Raw genomic sequence first — 21,215 nt, forward strand, 5'->3', positions numbered from 1 at the left:
CCCGCCGACAGCCTCCCTCCGGGAGATCCTGCCTCACCCGGTTACGGGGCGCGCAGGTCCAGGTCGACGGTGCCGACGGCGAAGCGCATGCCGACCGCGCCCTTGGCCGAGCGGGGCCTGGTGGTGAACGTGAAGGTGATCTTCCGGCCCCGCTTCAGCTCGGCGACCTCGCACCGCACCGCCGTGCCGCTGAACCTGCAGCCGGGGGCGCGCACCACGCGCTGCCCGCCGTACGCGCGACCGGAGATCGTGATCTTCGTCAACGGGTGCGGGCCGGTGTTGGCCACCGTGACGCTGTAGCGCCGGCGGTCCCTGGCCAACCCCGAGACGGTCACCTCGGCGGGCGGGTGGGCCAGGTCCTCCAGCTCGGCCTGGGTGCCGTTGAACGAGTTCTGCCCGCCGGCGAGCGGCCCCTTGTCGGCCGACTGCCAGAACGTGTGCTTCGGCCACGCCTTGGGCAGCTCGCCCGGGTCGCTCCCCCAGCGCGCGATCCACAGCGGATTGGCCTTGAACGCCGTCGAGTCACCGGTGCAGGTGCGCCACCAGCTCGTGGTGGTGTAGATGATCGCGTGCCGCCCGGTGGCCGCGCGGTACCTGGTGGTGAACGCCTTGATCCAGGTGACCATGTCGGCCGGGGGGAGGTCGTAGCAGGCGTTCTTGCCGTTGCGGTCGCGGTAGGGGTTGTCCTCCAGGTCGAGGACGCCGGGCAGGGTCCGGCCGTCGGACCGCCAGGCGCCGCCGCCCGTCAGGAAGTGGTCGGCCTGGGCGGCGCCGTCCGACTCGTGCGGCTGGGCGAAGTGGTAGGCGCCGCGCAGCAGCCCGGCCGCCGCCGCGCCGTCGTACTGCGCGGCGAACGCGGGGTTGCGGTAGCCGGTGCCCTCGGTGGCGTGCACGAACGCGAACGTGCCGCCGCCGGACGCCACGGCGGCCCAGTCGACGTCACCGGTCCAGTTGCTCACGTCGACCCCGGTGAGCCCGTCCGCCGCGCGCGCCGCCTGCCCACTGCCGGCGAGCCCCGCCGCGACGACCACGCCGGCCACTCCGTACCACCACCGAGATTTCACGTCGGGATCATCGCGGCCCCCGACATACCCCCGCAAGCCGTTCTCGTCCACCGTTATCGAAAAAACTCCGGACGCGGGGAAAGCGCATTTCAGCGCACCGGGAAAGCCCGCGCACCCCTGTGGCCCGTTCCATTGTTTCCGCAGGTCACAGCTATTTGTGAACACACCATTCGCGTTTGCCAAGCCGCGATTCCCGTGCGCAAGATGGCGGCGACCCACCCACCCCGGCACCCCTTCCCCCAGGGGTTGTTCGCCATGCCCGGAGGAGAACTTGCCATGATCCACGCCCGGGGGCTGACCCGCGTGTTCACGATGAAGAAGAACGACCCCGTCGAGGCCGTCCGCGGCCTCGACCTCGACGTGGCGGCCGGCCAGCTGGTCGCCTTCCTGGGCCCGAACGGCGCGGGCAAGTCCACCACGCTGCGCATGCTCACCACCCTGCTGCCCCCGACGTCGGGCACCGCCGTCGTGGCCGGCCACGACGTGCGCCGCGAGCCCGCCAAGGTGCGCGGCCGCATCTGCTACGTCGGCCAGCGGAGCAGCGCCGGCGACAACTTCCTCGTCCGCGACGAGCTGGTCACCCAGGGACGCTGCTACGGCCTGCCCCCGCGGGAGGCGGGCCGGCGCGCCGACGAGCTGCTCGACCTGCTGGAGCTGCGGCCCATGGCGCGGCGCAAGCCCGGCACCCTGTCCGGCGGCCAGCGCCGCCGCCTCGACATCGCGCTCGGTCTGGTGCACCGCCCGGTCCTGCTCTTCCTCGACGAGCCGTCCACCGGCCTCGATCCGCGGAGCCGCGCCGAGATCTGGTCGCACATCCTGCGGCTGCGCGAGGCGTACGGCACGACGCTCTTCCTGACCACCCACTACCTGGAGGAGGCCGACAGCATGGCCGAACGGGTGGTGATCGTCAATGGCGGCCGCGTCATCGCGGATGGCACTGCCGACCGGCTGAAGACCGACCTGGCCGGCGACCACATCACGATCACCACCCGCACCGAGCCGGAGGCGGCCGCCTGCGCGGCGCTGGCCGGCGGCGCGGCCGGCGCCGAGGTCACCACCCAGGGCACGACCGTGCGGGTGCGGGTCGCCGACGCGCCCGCCGCCCTTCCCGACCTCCTGCGCGCGCTGGAGGGGGCCGGCATCAAGGCCACCAGCGCGGAGACCACCCGACCCACACTCGACGACGTGTTCCTCACACTGACCGGGAGAAGCCTCACCGATGACGACGTTCCTTCGTGACACCGCCACCGTCCTCACCCGCGAGGCCAGGCCCTCGCTGCGCGAGCCGGTCGGGCTGCTGTTCGAGATGGGGCAGCCGCTGCTGTTCCTGTTCCTGTTCGGGTCGCTGCTGGACGGGGCGATCGGCTCGTCGTGGCAGTGGTTCGTGCCCGGCATCCTCGTGATGATGTGCCTGTCGGGGCCGATGGCGGCGGGCTACACGCTGCTGGTGGAGCTGATCGGCGGGTCGATGGAGCGGCTGATGGTCACGCCGGTCAACCGCACGGCCATGCTGGTGGGCCGGACGATGAAGGAGATGGCGGTCCTGCTGTGCCAGTCGGTGCTGATCATCGGGCTGGCGGTGCCGCTGGGCTTCCGGCTGCACCTGCCGGGCGTGCTGGCGGGGCTGGCGCTGCTCGTGCTGTTCGGGGTCGGGCTGGGCGCGCTGTCGTTCGTCCTGGCGTTCAGGTCGGCGCCCAGCGGCACGCTGTTCTACATCGTCACCCAGACGCTGCTCTTCCCGCTGCTCCTGCTGTCCGGCGTGCTGTTGCCGATGGACTCCGGGCCCGGCTGGCTGCGCGTGGTCGGGCAGCTCAACCCGGTCTCGTACGTCGTGGACGCGGAGCGCGCCCTGTTCGCGGGCCGCCTGACCGACCCGTCCGTCCTGTACGGCACGGCCGCCGCTGCCCTGGTCGCCGCCGTCGGCCTCGTCCTCGGCAACCGCGCCATGCGCAGGGGCGTGTAGCCGGGGCCTCAGGGGCTGACCGCGAGGAACAGGAACGACGCGAACAACACGAGGTGCACCCCGCTCTGCAGCAACGTGGCCCGCCCCGGCACCACGGTGAGGGTCGTGACGACGAACGTCAGGCCCAGCAGCACCATGTGCGTGCCGCCCAGCCCGAGCACCAGCGGTCCCTGCAACCAGATGGACGACACCGCGATGGCCGGGATCGTCAGGCCGATGCTGGCCATCGCGGAGCCGAGGGAGAGGTTGAGGCTCACCTGGATGTGATCGCGCCGGGCGGCCCGGACGGCGGCGAGGGTCTCCGGCAGCAGCACGAGCAGCGCGATCACCACGCCCACCACGGAGTGAGGCAGGCCGGCGGCGCGGACCGTCGTCTCGATGAACGGCGACTCCACCTTGGCCAGCCCGACGACCGACACGAGCGCCACCAGCAGCATCCCGAGACTGACCAGCGTGGTCCGCGTGCTCGGAGTGGGCGCGTGTTCCTCCTCGCCGGCCGGCCGGCCCTCTCTGGGGACGGGCAGGAAGTAGTCGCGGTGCCGCACGGTCTGGGTGAGCACGAACAGCCCGTACAGGGCGAGCGACACCACCGCCGCGAAGCCGAGCTGGGCGGGCGAGAAGGCGGGCCCCTTCGCGCTGGTGGTGAACGTCGGCAGGACGAGACTGAGGGTGCTCAGCGTGGCGACGGTCGCGAGGGCGCCGCCGCTCCCCTCGGCGTTGAACAGCGCCGTCCGCCGCCGCAGGGTGCCGGTGAGCAGCGACAGCCCGATGATGCCGTTGCACGTGATCATCACCGCGGCGAACACGGTGTCGCGGGCCAGCGTCGCCGTCTGCTCACCGCCGGAGATCATCAGGCTCACGATGAGCGCCACCTCGATCACGGTGACCGCCACCGCGAGCACCAGCGACCCGAACGGCTCGCCCACCCGGTGGGCGATCACCTCGGCGTGGTGCACGGCGGCCAGCACCGCTCCGGCCAGGACGACGGCCAGCACGATCGCCCCCGCCACCGGCAGTTCGCGCCCCCACGACAGCGCGAGCGCCAGGAGGGCCAGCACGGGTACGCCGGCAGTCCACCATTGCGCGAGGTAACGGGTCATGTGCAGCGTGATGCCCTTTCTAGGCGCGCTCCACCAGCCCCGCGAGGACGACCTTCAGCAGACGGGCCCGCCGCGCGTCGGGCGCGTCGGTCCGCTCGGCGGCCCAGCCGACGGCGCTCACCAGCGCGAACAGGTCCGTGTCGTCGATGTCGCCGCGGATGACCCCCTCGTCCTGGGCTCGGCGCAGCAGCGTGGCCCCCGCCTGGCGCATGTCGTGGCAGGCCCGGTTCAGCGGCGACGCCTCGTCGGCGATCGTCGCCATCAGGGAGGCCGGCAGGCCCTGGTACATCGTCATGGCATGGGCGAAGTCGTCGAGCCAGGCGGTGAGGGCGTCGAGCGTCGGGACGTCCGCGTCGAGCCGCCCGGCCCGGGCGGCCAGGGCGTGGAAGCTCTCCCGGACCAGTTCCTTGATCAGGTCCTCCCGGGTCGGGAAGTGGCGGTACAGGGTGCCGACGCCCACCCCGGCGCGCCGGGCGATGGCCCGCAGCGACGCGTCGGTCCCCTCGGCGACGAGGGCCTCCCGGGCCGCGACGAGGATGCGGGCGCGGTTGCGGCGGGCGTCGGCGCGCGTGCCGGCCGGTTCCGGAGCGTCGCTCCGATTAGCGTAAGCTACATCCGGAGCATCGTTCCGGTTACTTTGCGGAGCCATGCTCCGCATGGTAGGCGCACGTCGCGAAAGGCCCGAACCAGTGACCCTTCCCCTCTCCATCCTCGACCTGGCCACCATCGGCCCCGGCGAGACGACCGCGCAGAGCCTGCAGGGGAGCGTGGCGCTCGCGCAGGTCGCCGAGACCCACGGATACCGGCGCGTCTGGTACGCCGAGCACCACAACATGCCCCGGATCGCCTCCTCGGCCACCAGCGTGCTCATCGCCCACGTCGCGAGCCGGACGACCACCATCCGCCTCGGCTCCGGCGGCATCATGCTGCCGAACCACGCGCCACTGACGATCGCCGAGCAGTTCGGCACCCTGGAGACGCTGCACCCGGGCCGGATCGACCTCGGCCTCGGCCGGGCTCCCGGCACGGACCAGAAGACGCTGCGCGCCCTGCGCCGTGACCCGCACGCGGCGGACGCCTTCCCCGAGGACGTCCAGGAACTGCGCGGCTACCTGGCCGGGAAAAGCCTGATCCCGGGCGTCGACGCCACGCCGGGCAAGGGCACCGAGGTCCCCCTCTACATCCTCGGGTCCTCTCTGTTCGGGGCCCGGCTCGCGGCCGCGCTCGGGCTGCCGTACGCCTTCGCCTCCCACTTCGCGCCGGACGCCCTGCGGGACGCGGTCGCGGTCTACCGGAGCGAGTTCCGGCCCTCCGACCAGCTCGACCGCCCCTACGTCATCGCCGCCGCCAACGTCATCGCGGCGGACACCGAGGCCGAGGCGCAGCAGCAGTTCCTGACGCTCAAGCGCCAGTGGGTCAGGACGCTCCTCGGCCGGGGCCGCTCCTACACCGACGAGGAGGCCGACCAGATCCTCGCCTCGCCCCAGGGGCGGCTCGTGCACCACAACCTCCAGTACACGGCGCTCGGCGCGCCGGCGGCGGTCAGGGAGTACCTCGTCGGGTTCGCGGCGCACGCGGACGCGGACGAGCTCATCGTCGCCCACCAGACGACCTCCGTGGCGGACCGCCTGCGCTCCGCCCGCCTGACGGCCGAGGCCATGGAGTTGCGCTCACCCGGCACGCTCCATCCCGCCCACTGACGGCCGCCGGGCCGCCGGGGAGGGTGATCGCACCCGCTTGCATACACTGTTCTCTAATGAGTACAGTGTGCGCACAGGGCGTGGTGGTCACGCCCGGCCGGAAGGGACGAGACCATGCCGAAGAGCACCACCTGGGACATGACCGGAAGCTGGGACGCCAAGGGAGGCTGGTCCACTCAGGGGAGATGCGACGAGCACCACGCCACCCCCCGCGGTCTGACCCCCGCCGGGCTGGACCGGATGCGCCAGGTGCTGGCCCGCCCCGTCGAGTCCGGTGCGATCCCCGGCCTGGTCGCCCTCGTCAGCCGGGGCGGTGACACGCACGTCGAGGTCATGGGCACCATGACGGCCGGCGGCGGCGAGCCCATGGGCAGGGACACCATCTTCCGCATGGCCTCCGCCACCAAGCCCGTCACGGCCGCCGCCGCGATGATCCTCGTCGAGGAGTGCCGGCTGCGGCTGGACGACCCCGTCGACCCGTGGCTGCCCGAGCTCGCCGACCGCAGGGTGCTGACGCGCATCGACGCCCCTCTGGAGGAGACCGTGCCGGCGCACCGGCCGATCACCCTGCGCGACCTGCTCACCTTCACCTTCGGCTTCGGGGCCGTGCTCGCGCCGCCGGACGCGTACCCCATCCAGGTCGCGATCCGGGAGCTGGGACTCGACACCACCTCCCCGGCGTTCGGCCCGGACGAGTGGATGAGGCGGCTGGGCGAGCTCCCGCTGATGCGCCAGCCCGGCGAGCTGTGGCAGTACCACACCGGCTCCGACGTGCTCGGCGTGCTCGTCGCGAGGGTGGCGGGACAGCCGTTCGCGTCGTTCCTGCGCGAGCGGATCTTCGAGCCGCTCGGCATGAAGGACACCGGCTTCCACGTGCCCGAGCACCAGATCCACCGGCTGCCGGTCAGCTACGCCCACGACCCCGCGACCGGGGAGCTGGTGGTGTGGGACGAGGCCGCGGGCGGCAAGTACAGCCGGCCTCCGGTGTTCGCGGCCGGCGGCGACGGCCTGGTGTCGACCGCCGACGACTACCACGCCTTCTACCGGATGCTGCTGAACAAGGGCACGCTGGACGGCGAGCGGATCCTGTCGCGCGCCTCCGTCGAGCTGATGACGAGCGACCGGCTCACGCCGGAGCAGAAGGCGGAGAAGGACGCCTTCGGCGACCACTTCGGCCGGCACGGCGGCTACGGTTTCGGCATGGCCGTCCGCACCCACCGCCGCGACCTCGCCTCGCCGGGGCAGTTCGGCTGGGACGGCGGCCTGGGCACGAGCGTCCACGCCGACCCGGCCGAGGACCTCGTCGGCATCCTGCTCACCCAGACCGCGCAGGACTCCCAGGACACGCCCCGGCTCATCCGCGACTTCTGGACGACGGCCTACCAGGCCGCCGGCTGAGCTCCGCCGCACCGGGAGCCGCCCGTCACGGCGAGATCAGCGGTTCGGCCTCGTAGGCCCGGTGCAGCAGCTCCACGAAGGCCGGCGCCTCGGGCAGCGGCGTGTCGCCGATCCGGTGGACCGCCACCCCCGGCGTCCACGAGTTCATCACCACCGCCCCGGCCAACGCCGGCAGGTCGGCCGGCGTGACGTCCTGGACGCGCTGCGCGACGCCGAGGCGGTCGAGTTGCCGCCGGACGATCCCCATCGTGGTCCCGCCGAGCATCTCGCCCTCCGGCCACACCACCGCGGCGCCGTCCCAGAAGGCCAGGTTCCAGATCGAACCCTCCGTCAGCCTGCCGCGGCGGTCCACGAACGCGGCGTCGTCGAAGCCCTGGGCGACGGCCTGGCGGAGATAGTACGTCTTGGCCACCTCGCCCACGTGCTTGACGGCCGGCAGGACCCGTTCGTGCCCGACCGCCGACAGCGCCAGCGGCCCCCGGGGACCGGACGCCGCCGGCCCGGTGCGGACCAGCACCTCCACCTCCGCATCAGGCCCGGCCACGGTGAACTCCCCCGCCGTCGAGTACACGGTGGCCGTCAGCGAGAGGTCCTCCGGTCCGGCCTCGATCGCCGCCCGCAGGTACGCCAGCACCCGCTCGTCGGGCACCGCCGTGCCGAACAGCTCCACCGAGGCGGACCGGAGCCGCTCCAGGTGCAGGTCGAGGCCTCGGACCCGCCGCCCACGCACCTGCATGGCGGTGAAGTGGGCATAGCCCGCGAAGGCGAGCGGCGCCAACTCGGCGGCGGTCGCCACCTGGCCACCGCGCCGCACAACAAAAGAGGTCATGTCTCACTCGCTCCAGCAGTCCCGATCGAACACGGATGTCGCTCGTGAGGGACGTTAGGGCTTGACATCAATGACAAGGTCAACCCCGGCCGGAGCGCCGTCAGCCGATCCGGGCCCCGTACACGTGATCGACCGTCATCGCCATCAGCACCCGGCGGTCGGACACCATCACCGACCGGTACTCCTCCCAGTCCGGGTGCTCCCCGGCGGCGCGGCGGTAGTAGTCGACCAGGGCCTCGACCTCGGGGCCGTGCGGATCGGCGCCCGGGCCGGTGAGCGTCACCGTGCCCTCGGCCGTGGCCCATGCCCAGCCGTCGGGGCTGGTCACCTCCAGCGCGGCCCGCGGGTCCCGGCGCAGATTGGCGGTCTTGGCGGCTCCCGCGCTGGTCGAGACGTAGATGACATCGGCCTCCTGGTCGTAGAAGGGCATGACGGGGGAGAGCTGCGGGCGGCCGTCCGCCTTGATGGTCGCGAGGATCCCGAGGCGGCTCCCCGCCAGCAACGCGCGCGGGTCGAACGCGCCGGTGGCCGTGGTGTCGCCGTCTGACTGCTGCATCGTGTCGTTCCCTTTCCGGAGTCGTCCGGTCCACGTTCCCACCCGAGTCGGCGTACGGCCGCCGGAGGTCCGCCGCGCGACCGGCTACCGGGGGCCGGCCTCGATGAGGCTCGCGCCCGAGCCCAGCTCGACGACGGCGCGCAGCGCCAGATCCGCCTGACGGACCACGGCCGCGTACTCGTCGCGGCTGCGCTCGACGCCGCCGTTGAAGATCGCCAGCATGCGCATGTCGAGGTCCTTGCCCAGGTGCGGCGCCTGGTCGTCGGGCAGCACCACCTCCAGCACCAGGACGCGGCCGTCGGGCTTCATGGCCCGGCGGACGTTGCGGAGGATCCTGACGGCGTCGGCGTCGTCCCAGTTGTGCAGGACGCTGGCCAGCAGGTACACGTCGCCGCCGGCCGGGACCGAGACGAAGAAGTCTCCCGGGACGACCTCCGCCCGGTCCGACAGCCCCTCCGCGGCCAGCGTCTCGGCGGCCCGCCCGGCCACGTGCTCCAGGTCGAACAGGATGCCGCGCATGTCCGGGTTGGCGCGCAGGACCCGGGCGAGGATGTGGCCCTTGCCGCCGGCCACGTCCACCATGGTCGCGGTGGCGGGGAAGGCGTACCGCTCCACCAGCCCCTCGGTGAACGGCACGGCGCGGCGTCTCATGTAGTCGTCGAACACGCCGCTCACCGCGGGGCTGGCCGCGAAGTGGTCGTAGAGGTGGCCGTACCGTTCCACGAAGGCGGAGCTGCCGTGCCGCACCGTGGCGGGGAGGTTGCCCATGGCGTACCAGAAGCCCTCCTCGCCCAGCATGCGGATCGCGGAGCGGACCGAGTCGGGGACGTCGGAGCGCAGCGCGACGCCCTTCGCGGTGAGGTCGTAGCCGTCCCGCCCGGCGGGGCGGACCACGTCCATGGCGGCCAGCTCGCGCAGGACCCTGCGCAGCGACGGCGCGTGCGCGCCGCAGCGCCGGGCCAGCTCGCCGGTGTCGAGGGGGCCGTGTGCCAGGTGGTCGGCCAGGCCCAGCTCCGCCATCGTCAGCAGGGCGGCGAAACGGGAGATGCCGGCCACGGCTCCCCAGAGGAGGTCATCGGAGTGCGACATGAGTCCTTCCCGGTGGATCACGAGGTCGCCTGCCGGTGCCAGCCGAGCAGGCGCCGCTCGGCCAGCACGAACAGCGAGTTGACGAGGTAACCGAGCACGCCGAGCAGGGCGATCGCGGCCCAGACCCCGGCGCCGTCGAAGCCGCGCTGGGCCTGCAGCAGCTGGTAGCCGATGCCGTCGGTGCCGCCGAACAGCTCCGAGATGACCATGAGGATCAGCGCGAGCGACAGGCTCAGCCGCAGCCCGGCGAAGATCTTCGGCGCGGCGGCGGGGAGGACGACCATCCGCAGGCACTGCGCTCTCGACAGCCGGAAGACCGTGGCCGTGTCGGTGTAGGTGCGGTCCACCGCGCCGACCCCGTCGATGGTGTTGAGCAGCACGGGCCAGACGACGCCGAACGCGATCGTGGCCAGCTGCATGGCCAGGCCGCCCCGCGTCAGCACGAGGAACAGCGGCAGCAGCAACGGCGGGGGGACGGCCCGGCCGAACTCGATCAGCGGGTCCGCGTACTCGGCCGCCGTCCGCGAGCGCCCGAGCAGCACGCCCAGCGCGACGCCGAGCACGGCGGCCAGGACCCAGCCGCCGAACATGCGGCCGAGGCTCGGCAGCAGCCCGGCGACGGCGTCGTCGGTGAGGAAGGCCCGGGAGACGGGGCCGGAGAACCACAGCTCGTGCATGCGGGCGACGATCGTCGTCGGCGGGGGGAAGTCGGTGTCCGCCAGCCGCCGCGTGACGATCTCCCACACCGCGAGCGCGACGGGGACGACCCAGAACCGGGCGACGGCGTTCACGACGCCAGGGCTCCCGCCCGCACCCGGTGCCAGCGGAACAGGCGGCGTTCTCCCGCCAGCAGGGCGAGGTTCGCGAGCACGCCGAACACCCCTGCCCAGAGCGTCGCCGCCATGATGAGGTCCGTCCGGTTGCCGCCGCTCGCCTGCAGCACGTAGACCCCGATGCCGGCGGCTCCCCCGGCCAGCAGCTCGGCGCTGACGGCCAGGACGAGCGCGACGCCCGCGGCGATCCTGACCCCTGTCGCGATGAACGGGGCGGCGCTCGGCAGGCTCACCCGGGCCAGCACGGCCGCCGCGCCGAAGCCGAAGCTGCGCAGGGAGTCCTTGGCCAGCGGGTCGACGTCGTGCATGCCGTAGAGGGTGTTGATCAGGATCGGCCAGACGGCGGCGTACACGATGACCGACACCTTCATCAGCTCGTCCACCGGGATGAGCAGGATGGCGAGCGGGATGATGGCCACGGACGGGATGGGGCGCAGGAACTCCAGCACCGGCATGACGGCGCGCTCGACCGGCGGCAGCGCGCCGAGCAGCACGCCCGCGGGCACGGCGACCGCTATCGCGGTCAGCAGGCCGAGTGCCCAGTTCGTGAGCGTGGCGGCGGCCCCGGCCAGGAAGCCGCCGTCCGCGAGGAGGGACACGGCCCCGGCGAGGACGGCCGACGGCGGCGGGAAGACGAGGTCCGCGCCCAGGCCGAAGCGGATGACCAGCTCCCCCGCGGCGAGGAACCCCGCGACGCCCGCGGCCCCGCGGAGCGCTCGCGCACCGATCATCCGCCGGGGGGAGCCGCGATGACCGACTGCACGTCGATCGGGCTGGTGAGGTACTTGTACTCGAGCATGAGGTCGGCCACCTTCTTCAGCCGGGCCGCGTCCAGCCGGCTCGGGTAGGTGCCCAGAGTGATCGCGGCGGCGGTCCTCGCGTCGATCTTGGTGTACGTCGGGAGGATCGCCTCGATCTCCTTGCGGTCGCTCGACGCGAGCCGCTGTGCCTTGGCGATGGCCCGCTGGAAGGCGGCCAGCGTTCTCGGGTGCTTGCGCGTCCACTCGTCCGTGGCCATCCAGCCCGCGATCGGCAGCTCCGCCGTCGGGCCCGTCATCGTGTCGGCGAGCGTGCGGAAGCCGAGGCCCTTGTTCGCGGTGATGAACGGCTCGGTGATCCAGCCCGCGTCGGCCTGCCCGGCGGCGATGGCGTTGCCCATCTCGGGGAACGGCTTCTCGGCGAACCTGACGTCCGTCTCACTGAGCCCGGCCGCCCTGAGCCGCGTCGCCACGGCCAGGGTGGCGATGTTGCGGAGGTTGTTGACCAGGACGGTTCTGCCCTTCAGATCGGCCACCGTCGTGATCGGGGAGTCCTTGGGCACCATGATGGTGAAGGCGCCGGGAGCCGCCTGGTACATGTCCGCGACGAGTTTGATCTTCTTGCCCCGGCTGACGGCCATGAACGTCGAGACGTAGTTGGTCTGGGAGATGTCCAGAGCGCCGCTCTCGATCTGCGGGAGCGCGGCGGCGCCGCCGGTGATCGTGACGGGCTCGACCGTCAACCCCTCCTCCGCGAAGTAGCCCTTGGCCAGGGCGAGGTGGAGCGACACGGGGTCCGGGATGGGCAGGGCCCCGACCTTGATGGTGCTCTTCTCCAGGCCCTTGCCGCCGCCCGGCGGTCCGGCCGGCTCGCCGCCCGCGCCGCAGCCGGCGAGTGCGAGGACGACGGCGATGCCGGCGGCGAGTACGCGACCGTGCGGTAGGCGTGCCATGGGTCTTCTCCTGGGAGGTGTGGGGGAGAACGAGACACGTGCACTTGGCGCGAGCGTACCCGAGGAATGATCAAAAAGGCAGGGGCCGGTCGCTCTCGGAGCGGGGCTCGGCATGGAGCGGGTAGAGGGCGCTGAAGAGGGGCCAGGTCAGGGTGGCCATCTCGGCCGGGGACCGGGGGCAGCCGCGCTGCAGCCAGTCGTTGGCCACGCCCAGCAGGGCGCCGGCGGTGAACGCGGCGGGAACGTCGTGGGGGACGTCGAGCTCCGCGTCGACGTACGGCGTCAGGTCGCCGCCGGCGGTGGCGTGACGCACGTGGTGGTGGATGGCGGCGGTGCACCGGCGGCGGACGTGGTCGGCGACGGGTGCGCTCCCCCGCGGCCCCAGCAGGCTGCGGTAGAGCCCCGCGTGCTGGGCGAGGCTGGCGAAGAAGGCCTGGAGCGACAGGGTCACCTCCCGCTTGAGGTCTTCCGCGTCGAGGTCGGGAGCCGGCAGGGACCGGATGAGACCGTCGATCATCGCGGTGCAGGCGTCCTCGGCCAGCTCGTGCACGTCCCGGTAGTGGTCGTAGAAGGCGGTGCGGCTCACCCCGGCGCGTTCGGCGACGTCGGACACGCTGATCCGGGACAGCTCGCGGTCCTCGACGAGCTCGATCAGCGCCCGCGCCAGGGCCGTGCGCGTGCGGCGCACCCGCCGGTCGCTCGACGGCGTGGTGCCGCGCCTGGTCGTTGCCACATCTGCGAGTTTACCCGCAACTTACACATGTCAGATATCTTGCATATGTAAGCTAACGTGGCGGTTGGACGACCGAAAGGATCACCACGCATGGCGGACGAGTCCAGGCCGAGCGGTCGCGCTCCCGCCGGGTGCCACCTCGTGACGCCACCGCCCAGAAGGCCGACATCCTCGGCGCCGACCGGCAGGCGACCCGGACCAGGGCAGCTTCGTCGCCGTCCATCGCGAGGGCGGCGAGGTCACCGGCGTGGCCGGCTGGAACATGCCCAGGCAGGCCCGCATCCGGCGGCAGCGGCTCCTGCGGTCCTGGCTGCCGGCCCCGCCCTGACCTCAGCGTGACCTTCCCGCCCACCGGCGGCTTCCCAAGGAGATGCACATGAGTGTCCGTGACCAGGTCCTGGACTACCCGATCCCCAACGACGCGGCGCTGGACCCGCCCGCCGAGTGGGCCGAGCTGCGCAGCACGTGCCCGGTGGCCCACGTCAGGCTGCCCAGCGGCGACCAGGCGACGCTGCTGACCCGTTACGACGACGTCAGGGCCGTGCTCGCCGACCCGCGCTTCACCCGCCGGCTCACCGCGCCCGACGCGGCCCGGCTGTCGGCGGAGGGGGGAAGCGTGTTCAGCGGTGAGTTCGCGCAGATCATCCCCGATGGCGGGGAGGAGCACCAGCACTGGCGGCGGTTGGTCGGCAGGTGGTTCACCGCCAAGCGGATGGCCGCTCTGCGCCCCCGGATGGCCCGGATCGCCGAGGACCTCGTCGACGAGCTGGTCGAGCGGGGCGCTCCCGCCGACCTCAAGGCGGGCCTGGGCTTCCCGCTGCCCGTGTTCGTGATCTGCGAGATGCTCGGCGTGCCGGCCGACGACCGGGAGCGGTTCTCGTACTGGTCGGACACGCTGCTCAACCTCACCCGCTACGGCCAGGACGAGATCGAGGCGGCCCAGGGCGAGTTCTTCGCGTACATGTCCGACCTCCTCGCGGCCAAGCGGCGGGAACCGGGCGAGGACCTGCTGAGCGAGCTGATCGCGGTCGGCGGCCCCGAGGACGGCGGGCTGTCCGACCTGCAGATCCTGGTCACCGGGATGGGCCTGCTGGTCGCCGGGCACGAGACCACCGCCAACATGATCGGCAAGATGGTCGCCATGCTGCTGGCCGACCGGACCCGCTGGGAGAGCCTGCTGGCGGACCCGTCGCTGATCCGCACGGCGGTGGAGGAGTCGCTGCGCCTCGACAGCAACTCCGGCTTCGGCCTGCCCCGCTACCTGCGCGAGGAGACCGAGGTCAGCGGCACCGTCCTGCCGCGCGGCACGACCGTGGTGTGCAGCATGGCGGCGGCCAACCGGGACGAGGACGTCTTCGACGCCGCCGGCGAGATGGACCTGCGCCGCAGCCCGAACCCGCACCTGGCCTTCGGCGCCGGCGCGCACTCCTGCCTCGGCCAGGCGCTGGCCCGTACCGAGCTGCAGGTCGTGCTGGAGGTGCTGCTGCGCAGGCTGCCCTCCCTGGAACTGGCCGTGCCGGTGGCGGAGCTGGAGCGCGTGGAGGGGCTGGCCGTCGGCGGCCTCGCCACGGTCCCCGTCCGCTGGTGACCCCGACCGCCGGATCGACCACGAGGAGCCCGACATGAACGTGACCGTCGACGAGGAGAAGTGCTGCGGCGCCGGCCAGTGCGTGCTGCTCGCACCGGAGGTGTTCGACCAGCGCGACGACGACGGCGTCGTCGTCCTGCTCTCGCCCGAACCGGCCGAGGAGCACCACGCCGCCGTCCGCGAGGCCGCCGCCGTCTGCCCCGCCGCCGCCATCGGGGTGCGGTAGGGGATCCGGCGCGGGGCGGTCGCCCGGGACGGCCGCCCCCGCCCGCGTGGGCCGTCTCAGGCCCGCGCGGCGATGTTGGCGGTGAGAGTCCGCAGCAGCGTCTTGAGCTGCTCCATCTCCGCACCGGCCAGCCCCATGATCTCATCGAGGGCGGGCACCAGGGAGGCGGCGCGGCGGCGCAGGGCGGCGCCCTCCTCGGTGAGCGACACCGTCACCTGCCGCTCGTCGTCGGTGCTGCGCCGGCGCAGCACCAGCCCGTTGGCCTCCAGGCGTTTGAGCAGCGGCGTCAGCGTCCCGTAGTCGAGGTTGAGCGTGGCGCCGAGCCCCTTGACCGAGGACCGGCCGTTCTCGTACAGGGCCACCAGCACCAGGTACTGGGGATAGGTCAGGCCGAACTCGTCGAGCAGCGGACGGTAGGCGTTCGTCACCGCGCGGTGCGCGGAGTACAGCACGAAGCACAGGAACTCGTCCAGGCGCAGGAACTCCTCTTCGTGCGCCTCGGCTCGGGTGGATGGCATGAGGCCTTCTTCCTGGTCGCCCTCTCCGTGCTCTCTCCGGCGAGAGGCGCCGTGATCGTCTCGCCGTCCACGATACCTCCTGTTTACAAGCCCGCAAGCTGCTTTTACCAAATTAAGTTGTGCACGATATAATCGTGCGCTAGTGTCTCCGGCACGAGGAGAGCGGTGCCGCCGCTCCCCCTGACCGAGGAGCATCGATGACGTCCCAGCAGCAGACACCCCAGTCCCCCGTCCTGGAGCCGGCCGCCGCCGCGTTCGTCCAGGCCACCTCCACCCCGCCGTTCCTGTTCGAGCTGCCGGTGGCCGAGGGCCGGGCCGCGGTGGACGAGGCCCAGTCCGGCCCGATCGCCAAGCCCGAGGTCGACGAGGAGTGGGTGACGGTCGAGGGAGGCCCGACCGGATCGGTCCGGGCGCGCATCGTCAAGCCGAAGGGAGCCACCGGCCCCCTCCCGGTCGTCGTCTACATCCACGGCGCCGGATGGGTCTTCGGCAACGCCCACACGCACGACCGCCTGGTGCGCGAGCTCGCCGTCGGCGCCGGTGCCGCCGTGGTCTTCCCCGAGTACGACCGCTCGCCCGAGCAGCGCTACCCGGTCGCCGTCGAGCAGAACTACGCGGTCGCCCGCTGGGTGGTCGCCGAGGGCGCCGGCAAGGGCCTCGACGCGTCCCGCATGGCCGTGGCCGGCGACTCCGTCGGCGGCAACATGGCCATCGCCCTGACGCTGATAGCCAAGGAACGCGGGGACGTGCCGCTGGTCCAGCAGGTGCTGTTCTACCCGGTCACCGACGCCGCCTTCGACACCGGCTCCTACCACCAGTTCGCCGAGGGCTACTTCCTGCGCCGCGACGGCATGCGGTGGTTCTGGGACCAGTACACCACCGACGAGCGCGAGCGGGCCCAGATCACCGCCTCCCCGTTGCGGGCGACCACCGAGCAGCTCGCCGGGCTGCCGCCGGCCCTCGTCATCACCGCCGAGGCCGACGTCCTGCGGGACGAGGGCGAGGCCTACGCCGCCAAGCTGCGCGCCGCCGGCGTCCCCGTCGTCGCCACCCGCTACCTCGGCGTCATCCACGACTTCGTGATGCTCAACCCCCTCCGCGGGATGCGGGGCACCCAGGCCGCCATCGACCAGGCCGTCGGCACCCTGCGCAGCGCCCTGCACCCGAGCTGACCCGCCCGGCGCACCGCCCTGCACCCGAGCTGACCCGCCCGGCGCACCGCACCGGCACCGGACCGCACGCCGCGCCCCGCACCCGCGCCGGGCCACATACCGCGGGCCGTGCCGTACCCCCGCGCCGGCCGCACGCCCGCCATCCGACCTGCAAGGAGGACCTCATGTCCCGTTCCGCCCGCACCCGCTCGACCGCCGGCGCCCGCTCGGCCGTCCGCACCCTCGCCACCGTGGCCCTGGCCCCGATCGTGGCCGGTTCGCTGCTCGCCGCCACCGCGACGAGCAGCAGTGCCGCCGCCGCGCAGCAGGCCGGCACGGGCGGGGCCAAGCCGACCGTCGTGCTCGTCCACGGCGCCTTCGCCGACGCCTCCAGCTGGTCCGGCGTCATCCGGCGGCTGCGCGACGACGGCTACCCCGTCGTCGCCGTGGCCAACCCGCTGCGCGGGCTGAGCGGTGACGCCGCCTACCTGCGCAGCGTCCTCGACACCGTGCCGGGGCCCGTCATCCTGACCGGCCACTCCTACGGCGGCTCGGTGATCAGCCAGGCCGCCGCCGGCGATCCGGACGTCAAGGCGCTCGTCTACATCGCCGCGTTCATCCCGGACGCCGGGGAGAGCGCCGGCGAGCTGGCCGGCAAGTTCCCCGGCAGCACCCTGGGCGAGACCCTGAACCCGGCTGCCTATCCCCTGCCGGGCGGCGGCACCGGCACCGAGCTGACCATCAGGCAGGACCGGTTCCACCGGCAGTTCGCCGCCGACGTGCCCGCCGCCACCGCCGCGGTCATGGCGGCCGCCCAGCGACCGGTCGCCACCCTCGCCCTGGAGGAGAAGGCGACCGGGGCCGCGTGGAAGGACATCCGCTCGTACGCGCTGATCACCGGCAAGGACAACAACATCCCGGCCGAGGCCCAGCGGTGGATGGCCGAGCGCGCCGGCGCCCGGACCGTCACCCTCGAAGGCGCGTCGCACGCGGTGTCGGTCTCCGAGCCGGAGGCGGTCACCGACCTCATCCGCCGCGCCGCCCGCGAGACCCGCTGAATCCTGCGGCCCGGGTTCGCCGCCCCGGAAGCGGGGTCCGCAGCCGCCGGGGCAGTCACCGTGAGCCGCCGTCGTGCAGGGCCTCCCGCTCCCACCGGTGCCGCGGCTGGACGTGCAGCCGCCAGTAGTGCTCGGCGATGTCGTCGGGGTCGAAGGCCGTGCCGGGGGCGACCGGGCCGGCCACGGTGACGCTCGCCACGTGGACTCCGGCAGGTCCGTACGTCTGGTCCAGGAGCGTGACCAGCGTCCGGACCCCGGCCTTGCCCAGCGAGAGGCTCACGTACTCGGGCTTGGGCTCGGGCATGCCGCCGGTGACGAGGAACGTGCCGCCGCCGCGGGCCGCCATGGCGGGCGCGATGTGGGCGGCGGCGTCGAGCGCGCCGATCACGTTGACCGCCCAGGCCTCCATGTGACCGCGAACCGACAGCTCACCCGGCGCGTCGGCCTGGATGAGCGCCGCGTTGTACACGACGACGTCGGGCACGCCGTGCGCACGGACGGCCTCGTCCAGGGCGGCGCCCAGCGCGTCCCGGTCGGTGCTGTCGGCCGCCGCCGTGACGACCGGCACCCCGTGCGACGCGACCGCCTCGGCCGCGGCGCGCAGGGTCCGGCCGGTACGCGCGATCAGGGCGATCGGCAGCCCTTCCCTGGCGAACCGGACCGCCACCGCCCGCCCGATCCCCGGGCCCGCCCCGATGACCACTGCGCCTGCCATGTGCCGTCTCCTCACGTTCCGTCATCCGCGATACTGGCGACGGTAAGGGGTCACATCCGTGTGAGGGTCAAGGGGAAGAGTCCGCATGCGCATCGGGGACCTGGCTCAGGAGACCGGGGTGAACCGGCGGCTGCTGCGTTACTACGAGGAGCAGGGCCTCCTGACTCCGGCGCGGTCGGTCAACGGCTACCGCGAGTACGCCGACGCGGACGTCGCCCGGGTGCGCAGCATCCGGGCGCTGCTCGCCGCCGGACTTCCGACCGTGGTCATCGGCCGGATCCTGCACTGCGTCAGCGAGGAGGACGGCCGGGTGGTCTCGTCCGGCTGCCCGGCCGTCGTCACGGACCTCGCGCGCGAACGTGCCCGCATCACCGACACGATCAGCCGGCTGCGGGCCGCCCAGCGGTCACTGGACGCGATCGCCGGGACGAGCCGCGACACCGTCACGGCACCGGACGCCGCGTCCACCCCGCCGGCCGAACCATGGTCACGCTAGGGCACAATCCCGGCATGCGGACAGGATGGGCGGCCGTCGCCGAGGTCGACTGGTCGAAGCTGTTCCACGCCTACGGCATGGCCTCGGACACGCCGGGCCACCTGCGGGCGCTGGTCGGGGACGACGAGGCAGCGCGGGGCGCCGCCGTGGCTCATCTGCGGAGCGCGGTGATCCACCAGGGCACGCCCTGGACGGTGACCCCGCCGGCGGCCCTGGTGGTGGCGGGCCTGCTGCCCGACCCGCGCACGGCCCGGCCCGTCACCGCCGGTGACGGACTCGGGGACATGCCGCTTCGCGCGCTCCTGCTCGGCTTCCTCACCGAGGTGGCCGAGGCGGCCCAGCCGGGTGTCCCGGAAGAGGAACTCCGCGCCGCGGCCCACCCGCAGGGCCGCGAGCCGGACGTCGCCGCCCTCGCGGAGCGGATGTTCGCCCTGGAGGAGGGCGACGAAGACGACGAGGACGGGGACTCGGACGAGGACTGGGACGGGGACTCGGACGAGGACTGGGACGAGGAGGTGGCCGAGGCGGCCATCGCCGGGGCCGTGCTGGCGTTGCGCGCCATCGCCCCGGCCCTCGTCGAGTCCGTGGCCGCCCACCTCGACGACCGCGACCCCCACGTACGGCACAGCGCCTCCCGAGCGATGGCCGCCCTCACCGAGATCACCGCTCCTGCCGGATCGCCCTGAGCTCGTCCGGACCGAGAACACCGGCGGGCGCCGGCACGCGCCCGGTCGCGCCTGCGCTTCACGCCCCGCTCCACCTCGTCTGGCGGGCCGGCGACACCAGCCCCCTGCTGGCCCGCTTCCTGGCCACGCTCGGCCAGGCGGGGGCGCCGGGCGGGAAGGTCATCGCCTCGTAAGGTCCAGGCGGCCGTTCCACGCCTACGCTGGTCACATGATCACCATTCGCGAGACCAGGATCGCGGCTGTCACCCTGTCCGCGACACTGCTGCTGACCGCGTGCGGGGCCGCCCCGGGGGACGGGGCGGCCGGTCCGATGGACGGCAAGGCGCCGTCCCCGGCCGGCCAGGTGACCGCTCCCACCGCACCGGCCAGCACCCCGGCCGCGCCACCGGCCACCGCGCCGGTCACGACGCCGGCCACCGTACCGGCGGCGCTGAAGTTCACCGCCACCACCCTGAACGGTGACGCCTTCCACGGCGCCGGCCTGGCGGGCAAGCCGGTGGTCTTCTGGTTCTGGGCGCCGTGGTGCACCAAGTGCCGGTCGGAGGCCCCCGCCGTCAGGGCCGCCGCCGGCCGCCACAAGGACGTGACCTTCGTGGGGGTCGCGGGCCTGGACACCGAGGCGGCGATGAAGGAGTTCGTGCAGCGCACCGGCACCGGGAACATCGTCCAGTTGTCCGACGCCAAGGGCGCCGTGTGGACCAGGCTGGGCGTCAGCGCACAGTCCACGTTCGTCTTCATGAAGCCGGACGGCTCGACCGAGAAGGCGTCGGGCCCGCTCGACGAGGCCGCCCTGACCGGGCACCTGCGGAAGCTCCAGGCCGGGTAGCGCCGCCGATGCCGGAGTCGTCCAGATGAGCGCCGACCTGCCGCTCGCGCTGGCCCTGGCGGCCGGCCTGGTGGCCGCCTTCAACCCGTGCGGGTTCGCCATGCTCCCCGCCTACCTCACGCTGCTGATCTCCGACGAGGGTCCCTCCCGCAGCGGCCCCGTCAGGCGGGCGCTGGGGCTGTCAGCCGCGATGACCGCCGGGTTCGTCACCGTGTTCGGCCTGTTCGGGCTCGTCATCACCCCTTTGGCCGTCTCGGTCGGCCGCTACCTGCCGTGGGTCACGGTCGTCATCGGCGTGGCCCTGCTCGGGCTGGGCGTCTGGCTGCTGAGCGGCCGCGAGCTGCTGGTGCGCACGCCCGGCCTGGCGACCGGACGGGTCACCGCCTCGCCGATCTCCCTGTACGGCTACGGCCTGTCGTACGCGGTGGCCTCCCTGTCGTGCACCGCCGGGCCCTTCCTGGCGATCACCTCGGCCGCGTTGACCAGCGACGGCGTGCTCGGCGGGATGGCGGTGTTCGTCGCGTACGGGGTCGGCATGGGCCTGGTCGTGGCGCTGCTCTCGCTCGCGGTGGCGCTGGCCCGGGCGGCGGCCGTCGCCCGGCTGCGGCGGCTGCTGCCGTACGTGTCGAGGATCAGCGGCGCCCTGCTCGTCCTGGCCGGGGCCTATGTCGCCTACTACGGCTGGTACGAGCTGCGCGTCTTCTCCGGCGCCGCCACCGAGGACCCGGTCATCGGCGCGGCGACCGCCGTCCAGGGCGCCGTCACCGGCTGGCTGCAGAGCGTCGGCGTGACCTGGATCGCCCTCGCGCTGGCCGTTCTCGTCGCGGCCACGCTCGGGCTGCGCCGTCTCAGATCCGCCGGGCGCTACTGACATCCGCGCCTTCGGCGGACGCACATCCACTGGCCCGAGGGGAAGCTGACCGTCCTCGGCGTCGGAGCCGGTTTCGTGCTGCTGAAGCTGCCGCGAGGCGCCCG

Annotated in this window: 25 protein-coding genes; 12 read left to right on the forward strand and 13 right to left on the reverse strand. The window is 73.1% G+C overall.

The features are described 5' to 3' along the window. Positions 1–41: 41 nt before the first annotated feature. A complete protein-coding gene (locus tag CXR44_RS12965) occupies positions 42–1,064 on the reverse strand; it encodes a GH25 family lysozyme (RefSeq protein WP_219601779.1) in 1,023 nt (340 codons plus the stop codon). Positions 1,065–1,340: 276 nt separating this feature from the next. On the opposite strand from CXR44_RS12965, the gene CXR44_RS12970 reads away from it, so the two are divergent. Together CXR44_RS12970 and CXR44_RS12975 are read left to right on the forward strand one after the other, a co-directional pair. Next, positions 1,341–2,303: an ATP-binding cassette domain-containing protein gene (locus CXR44_RS12970; protein WP_101786017.1), complete on the forward strand. Its 963-nt coding sequence runs from the start codon at positions 1,341–1,343 to the stop codon at positions 2,301–2,303. After that, positions 2,284–3,027 carry an ABC transporter permease gene (locus tag CXR44_RS12975; RefSeq protein ID WP_101786019.1) on the forward strand — a complete coding sequence of 248 codons (744 nt, stop codon included), beginning with the start codon at positions 2,284–2,286 and terminating at the stop codon, positions 3,025–3,027. Before CXR44_RS12970 ends, CXR44_RS12975 begins: the two co-directional genes overlap by 20 nt. A gap of 8 nt (positions 3,028–3,035) precedes the next feature. Here the strand turns inward: CXR44_RS12975 and CXR44_RS12980 are convergent, their stop codons facing one another. Next, positions 3,036–4,127: a calcium:cation antiporter gene (locus tag CXR44_RS12980; protein ID WP_101786021.1), complete on the reverse strand. Its 1,092-nt coding sequence runs from the start codon at positions 4,125–4,127 to the stop codon at positions 3,036–3,038. A 19-nt stretch (positions 4,128–4,146) separates the two neighbouring features. Further along, positions 4,147–4,776, reverse strand: a complete 630-nt coding sequence (locus CXR44_RS12985; RefSeq protein WP_101786598.1) for a TetR/AcrR family transcriptional regulator — start codon at positions 4,774–4,776, stop codon at positions 4,147–4,149. Positions 4,777–4,783: 7 nt separating this feature from the next. Between CXR44_RS12985 and CXR44_RS12990 the strand changes: the two genes are divergently transcribed. Further along, entirely contained in the window at positions 4,784–5,827 is a 1,044-nt protein-coding gene (locus CXR44_RS12990) for an LLM class flavin-dependent oxidoreductase (protein WP_219601803.1), read from the forward strand. Between the two features lie 114 nt (positions 5,828–5,941). After that, complete coding sequence (locus tag CXR44_RS12995; RefSeq protein ID WP_245899120.1) at positions 5,942–7,225, forward strand: serine hydrolase domain-containing protein; 1,284 nt, start codon at positions 5,942–5,944, stop codon at positions 7,223–7,225. 25 nt (positions 7,226–7,250) lie between these two features. Here CXR44_RS12995 and CXR44_RS13000 read toward each other — a convergent pair whose 3' ends face one another. The 7 genes from CXR44_RS13000 to CXR44_RS13030 all read right to left on the reverse strand — a co-directional run bounded on the left by CXR44_RS13000 (position 7,251) and on the right by CXR44_RS13030 (position 12,976). Beyond that, the gene (locus tag CXR44_RS13000) at positions 7,251–8,054 is read right to left on the reverse strand and encodes an aminotransferase class IV family protein (RefSeq protein WP_180903371.1); all 804 of its coding nucleotides are present in this window, start codon (positions 8,052–8,054) and stop codon (positions 7,251–7,253) included. A gap of 100 nt (positions 8,055–8,154) precedes the next feature. Beyond that, positions 8,155–8,610, reverse strand: coding sequence for a PPOX class F420-dependent oxidoreductase (locus CXR44_RS13005; RefSeq protein WP_101786025.1), 456 nt, complete (start codon positions 8,608–8,610; stop codon positions 8,155–8,157). Between the two features lie 84 nt (positions 8,611–8,694). Further along, positions 8,695–9,699 (reverse strand): methyltransferase, encoded by a 1,005-nt coding sequence (locus CXR44_RS13010; protein ID WP_101786027.1) that lies wholly within the window; start codon positions 9,697–9,699, stop codon positions 8,695–8,697. Positions 9,700–9,716: 17 nt separating this feature from the next. After that, complete coding sequence (locus CXR44_RS13015) at positions 9,717–10,490, reverse strand: ABC transporter permease (RefSeq protein ID WP_101786029.1); 774 nt, start codon at positions 10,488–10,490, stop codon at positions 9,717–9,719. Then, positions 10,487–11,263 (reverse strand): ABC transporter permease, encoded by a 777-nt coding sequence (locus tag CXR44_RS13020; protein ID WP_101786031.1) that lies wholly within the window; start codon positions 11,261–11,263, stop codon positions 10,487–10,489. The genes CXR44_RS13015 and CXR44_RS13020 overlap by 4 nt, the downstream gene beginning before the upstream one ends. Beyond that, on the reverse strand, positions 11,260–12,243 hold the full coding sequence (locus CXR44_RS13025) for an ABC transporter substrate-binding protein (RefSeq protein ID WP_245899121.1): 984 nt from the start codon (positions 12,241–12,243) through the stop codon (positions 11,260–11,262). The genes CXR44_RS13020 and CXR44_RS13025 overlap by 4 nt, the downstream gene beginning before the upstream one ends. A 70-nt stretch (positions 12,244–12,313) precedes the next feature. Beyond that, positions 12,314–12,976, reverse strand: a complete 663-nt coding sequence (locus tag CXR44_RS13030) for a TetR/AcrR family transcriptional regulator (RefSeq protein ID WP_101786033.1) — start codon at positions 12,974–12,976, stop codon at positions 12,314–12,316. A gap of 376 nt (positions 12,977–13,352) precedes the next feature. Between CXR44_RS13030 and CXR44_RS13035 the strand changes: the two genes are divergently transcribed. Both CXR44_RS13035 and CXR44_RS13040 read left to right on the forward strand, forming a co-directional pair. Beyond that, entirely contained in the window at positions 13,353–14,564 is a 1,212-nt protein-coding gene (locus CXR44_RS13035; protein ID WP_101786035.1) for a cytochrome P450, read from the forward strand. Positions 14,565–14,598: 34 nt separating this feature from the next. Next, positions 14,599–14,790, forward strand: a complete 192-nt coding sequence (locus CXR44_RS13040) for a ferredoxin (RefSeq protein WP_101786037.1) — start codon at positions 14,599–14,601, stop codon at positions 14,788–14,790. A gap of 56 nt (positions 14,791–14,846) precedes the next feature. On the opposite strand, the gene CXR44_RS13045 is transcribed toward CXR44_RS13040, so the two are convergent. Beyond that, positions 14,847–15,308 carry a MarR family winged helix-turn-helix transcriptional regulator gene (locus CXR44_RS13045; RefSeq protein ID WP_101786039.1) on the reverse strand — a complete coding sequence of 154 codons (462 nt, stop codon included), beginning with the start codon at positions 15,306–15,308 and terminating at the stop codon, positions 14,847–14,849. A 197-nt stretch (positions 15,309–15,505) separates the two neighbouring features. Here CXR44_RS13045 and CXR44_RS13050 point away from each other — a divergent pair, with 197 nt between their 5' ends. Further along, positions 15,506–16,480 carry an alpha/beta hydrolase gene (locus CXR44_RS13050; RefSeq protein WP_101786041.1) on the forward strand — a complete coding sequence of 325 codons (975 nt, stop codon included), beginning with the start codon at positions 15,506–15,508 and terminating at the stop codon, positions 16,478–16,480. A 164-nt stretch (positions 16,481–16,644) separates the two neighbouring features. Next, a complete protein-coding gene (locus tag CXR44_RS13055) occupies positions 16,645–17,517 on the forward strand; it encodes an alpha/beta fold hydrolase (RefSeq protein WP_101786043.1) in 873 nt (290 codons plus the stop codon). Between the two features lie 55 nt (positions 17,518–17,572). Here the strand turns inward: CXR44_RS13055 and CXR44_RS13060 are convergent, their stop codons facing one another. Then, positions 17,573–18,232, reverse strand: coding sequence for an SDR family NAD(P)-dependent oxidoreductase (locus CXR44_RS13060; protein WP_101786045.1), 660 nt, complete (start codon positions 18,230–18,232; stop codon positions 17,573–17,575). An 85-nt stretch (positions 18,233–18,317) separates the two neighbouring features. Between CXR44_RS13060 and CXR44_RS13065 the strand changes: the two genes are divergently transcribed. Together CXR44_RS13065 and CXR44_RS13070 are read left to right on the forward strand one after the other, a co-directional pair. Continuing rightward, complete coding sequence (locus CXR44_RS13065; protein WP_101786046.1) at positions 18,318–18,728, forward strand: MerR family transcriptional regulator; 411 nt, start codon at positions 18,318–18,320, stop codon at positions 18,726–18,728. 14 nt (positions 18,729–18,742) lie between these two features. Continuing rightward, on the forward strand, positions 18,743–19,414 hold the full coding sequence (locus CXR44_RS13070) for a hypothetical protein (protein ID WP_101786048.1): 672 nt from the start codon (positions 18,743–18,745) through the stop codon (positions 19,412–19,414). Positions 19,415–19,472: 58 nt separating this feature from the next. Here CXR44_RS13070 and CXR44_RS39405 read toward each other — a convergent pair whose 3' ends face one another. Continuing rightward, entirely contained in the window at positions 19,473–19,622 is a 150-nt protein-coding gene (locus tag CXR44_RS39405) for a hypothetical protein (protein WP_180903373.1), read from the reverse strand. Here CXR44_RS39405 and CXR44_RS13075 point away from each other — a divergent pair, their 5' ends adjacent. After that, on the forward strand, positions 19,623–20,240 hold the full coding sequence (locus CXR44_RS13075; RefSeq protein WP_101786050.1) for a redoxin domain-containing protein: 618 nt from the start codon (positions 19,623–19,625) through the stop codon (positions 20,238–20,240). A gap of 25 nt (positions 20,241–20,265) precedes the next feature. Continuing rightward, positions 20,266–21,111 carry a cytochrome c biogenesis CcdA family protein gene (locus CXR44_RS13080; RefSeq protein ID WP_101786052.1) on the forward strand — a complete coding sequence of 282 codons (846 nt, stop codon included), beginning with the start codon at positions 20,266–20,268 and terminating at the stop codon, positions 21,109–21,111. Positions 21,112–21,215 lie beyond the last annotated feature (104 nt).

The organism is Nonomuraea indica (assembly GCF_002850745.1).
In the GTDB taxonomy this organism is placed as follows: Bacteria; Actinomycetota; Actinomycetes; order Streptosporangiales; family Streptosporangiaceae; genus Nonomuraea; species Nonomuraea indica.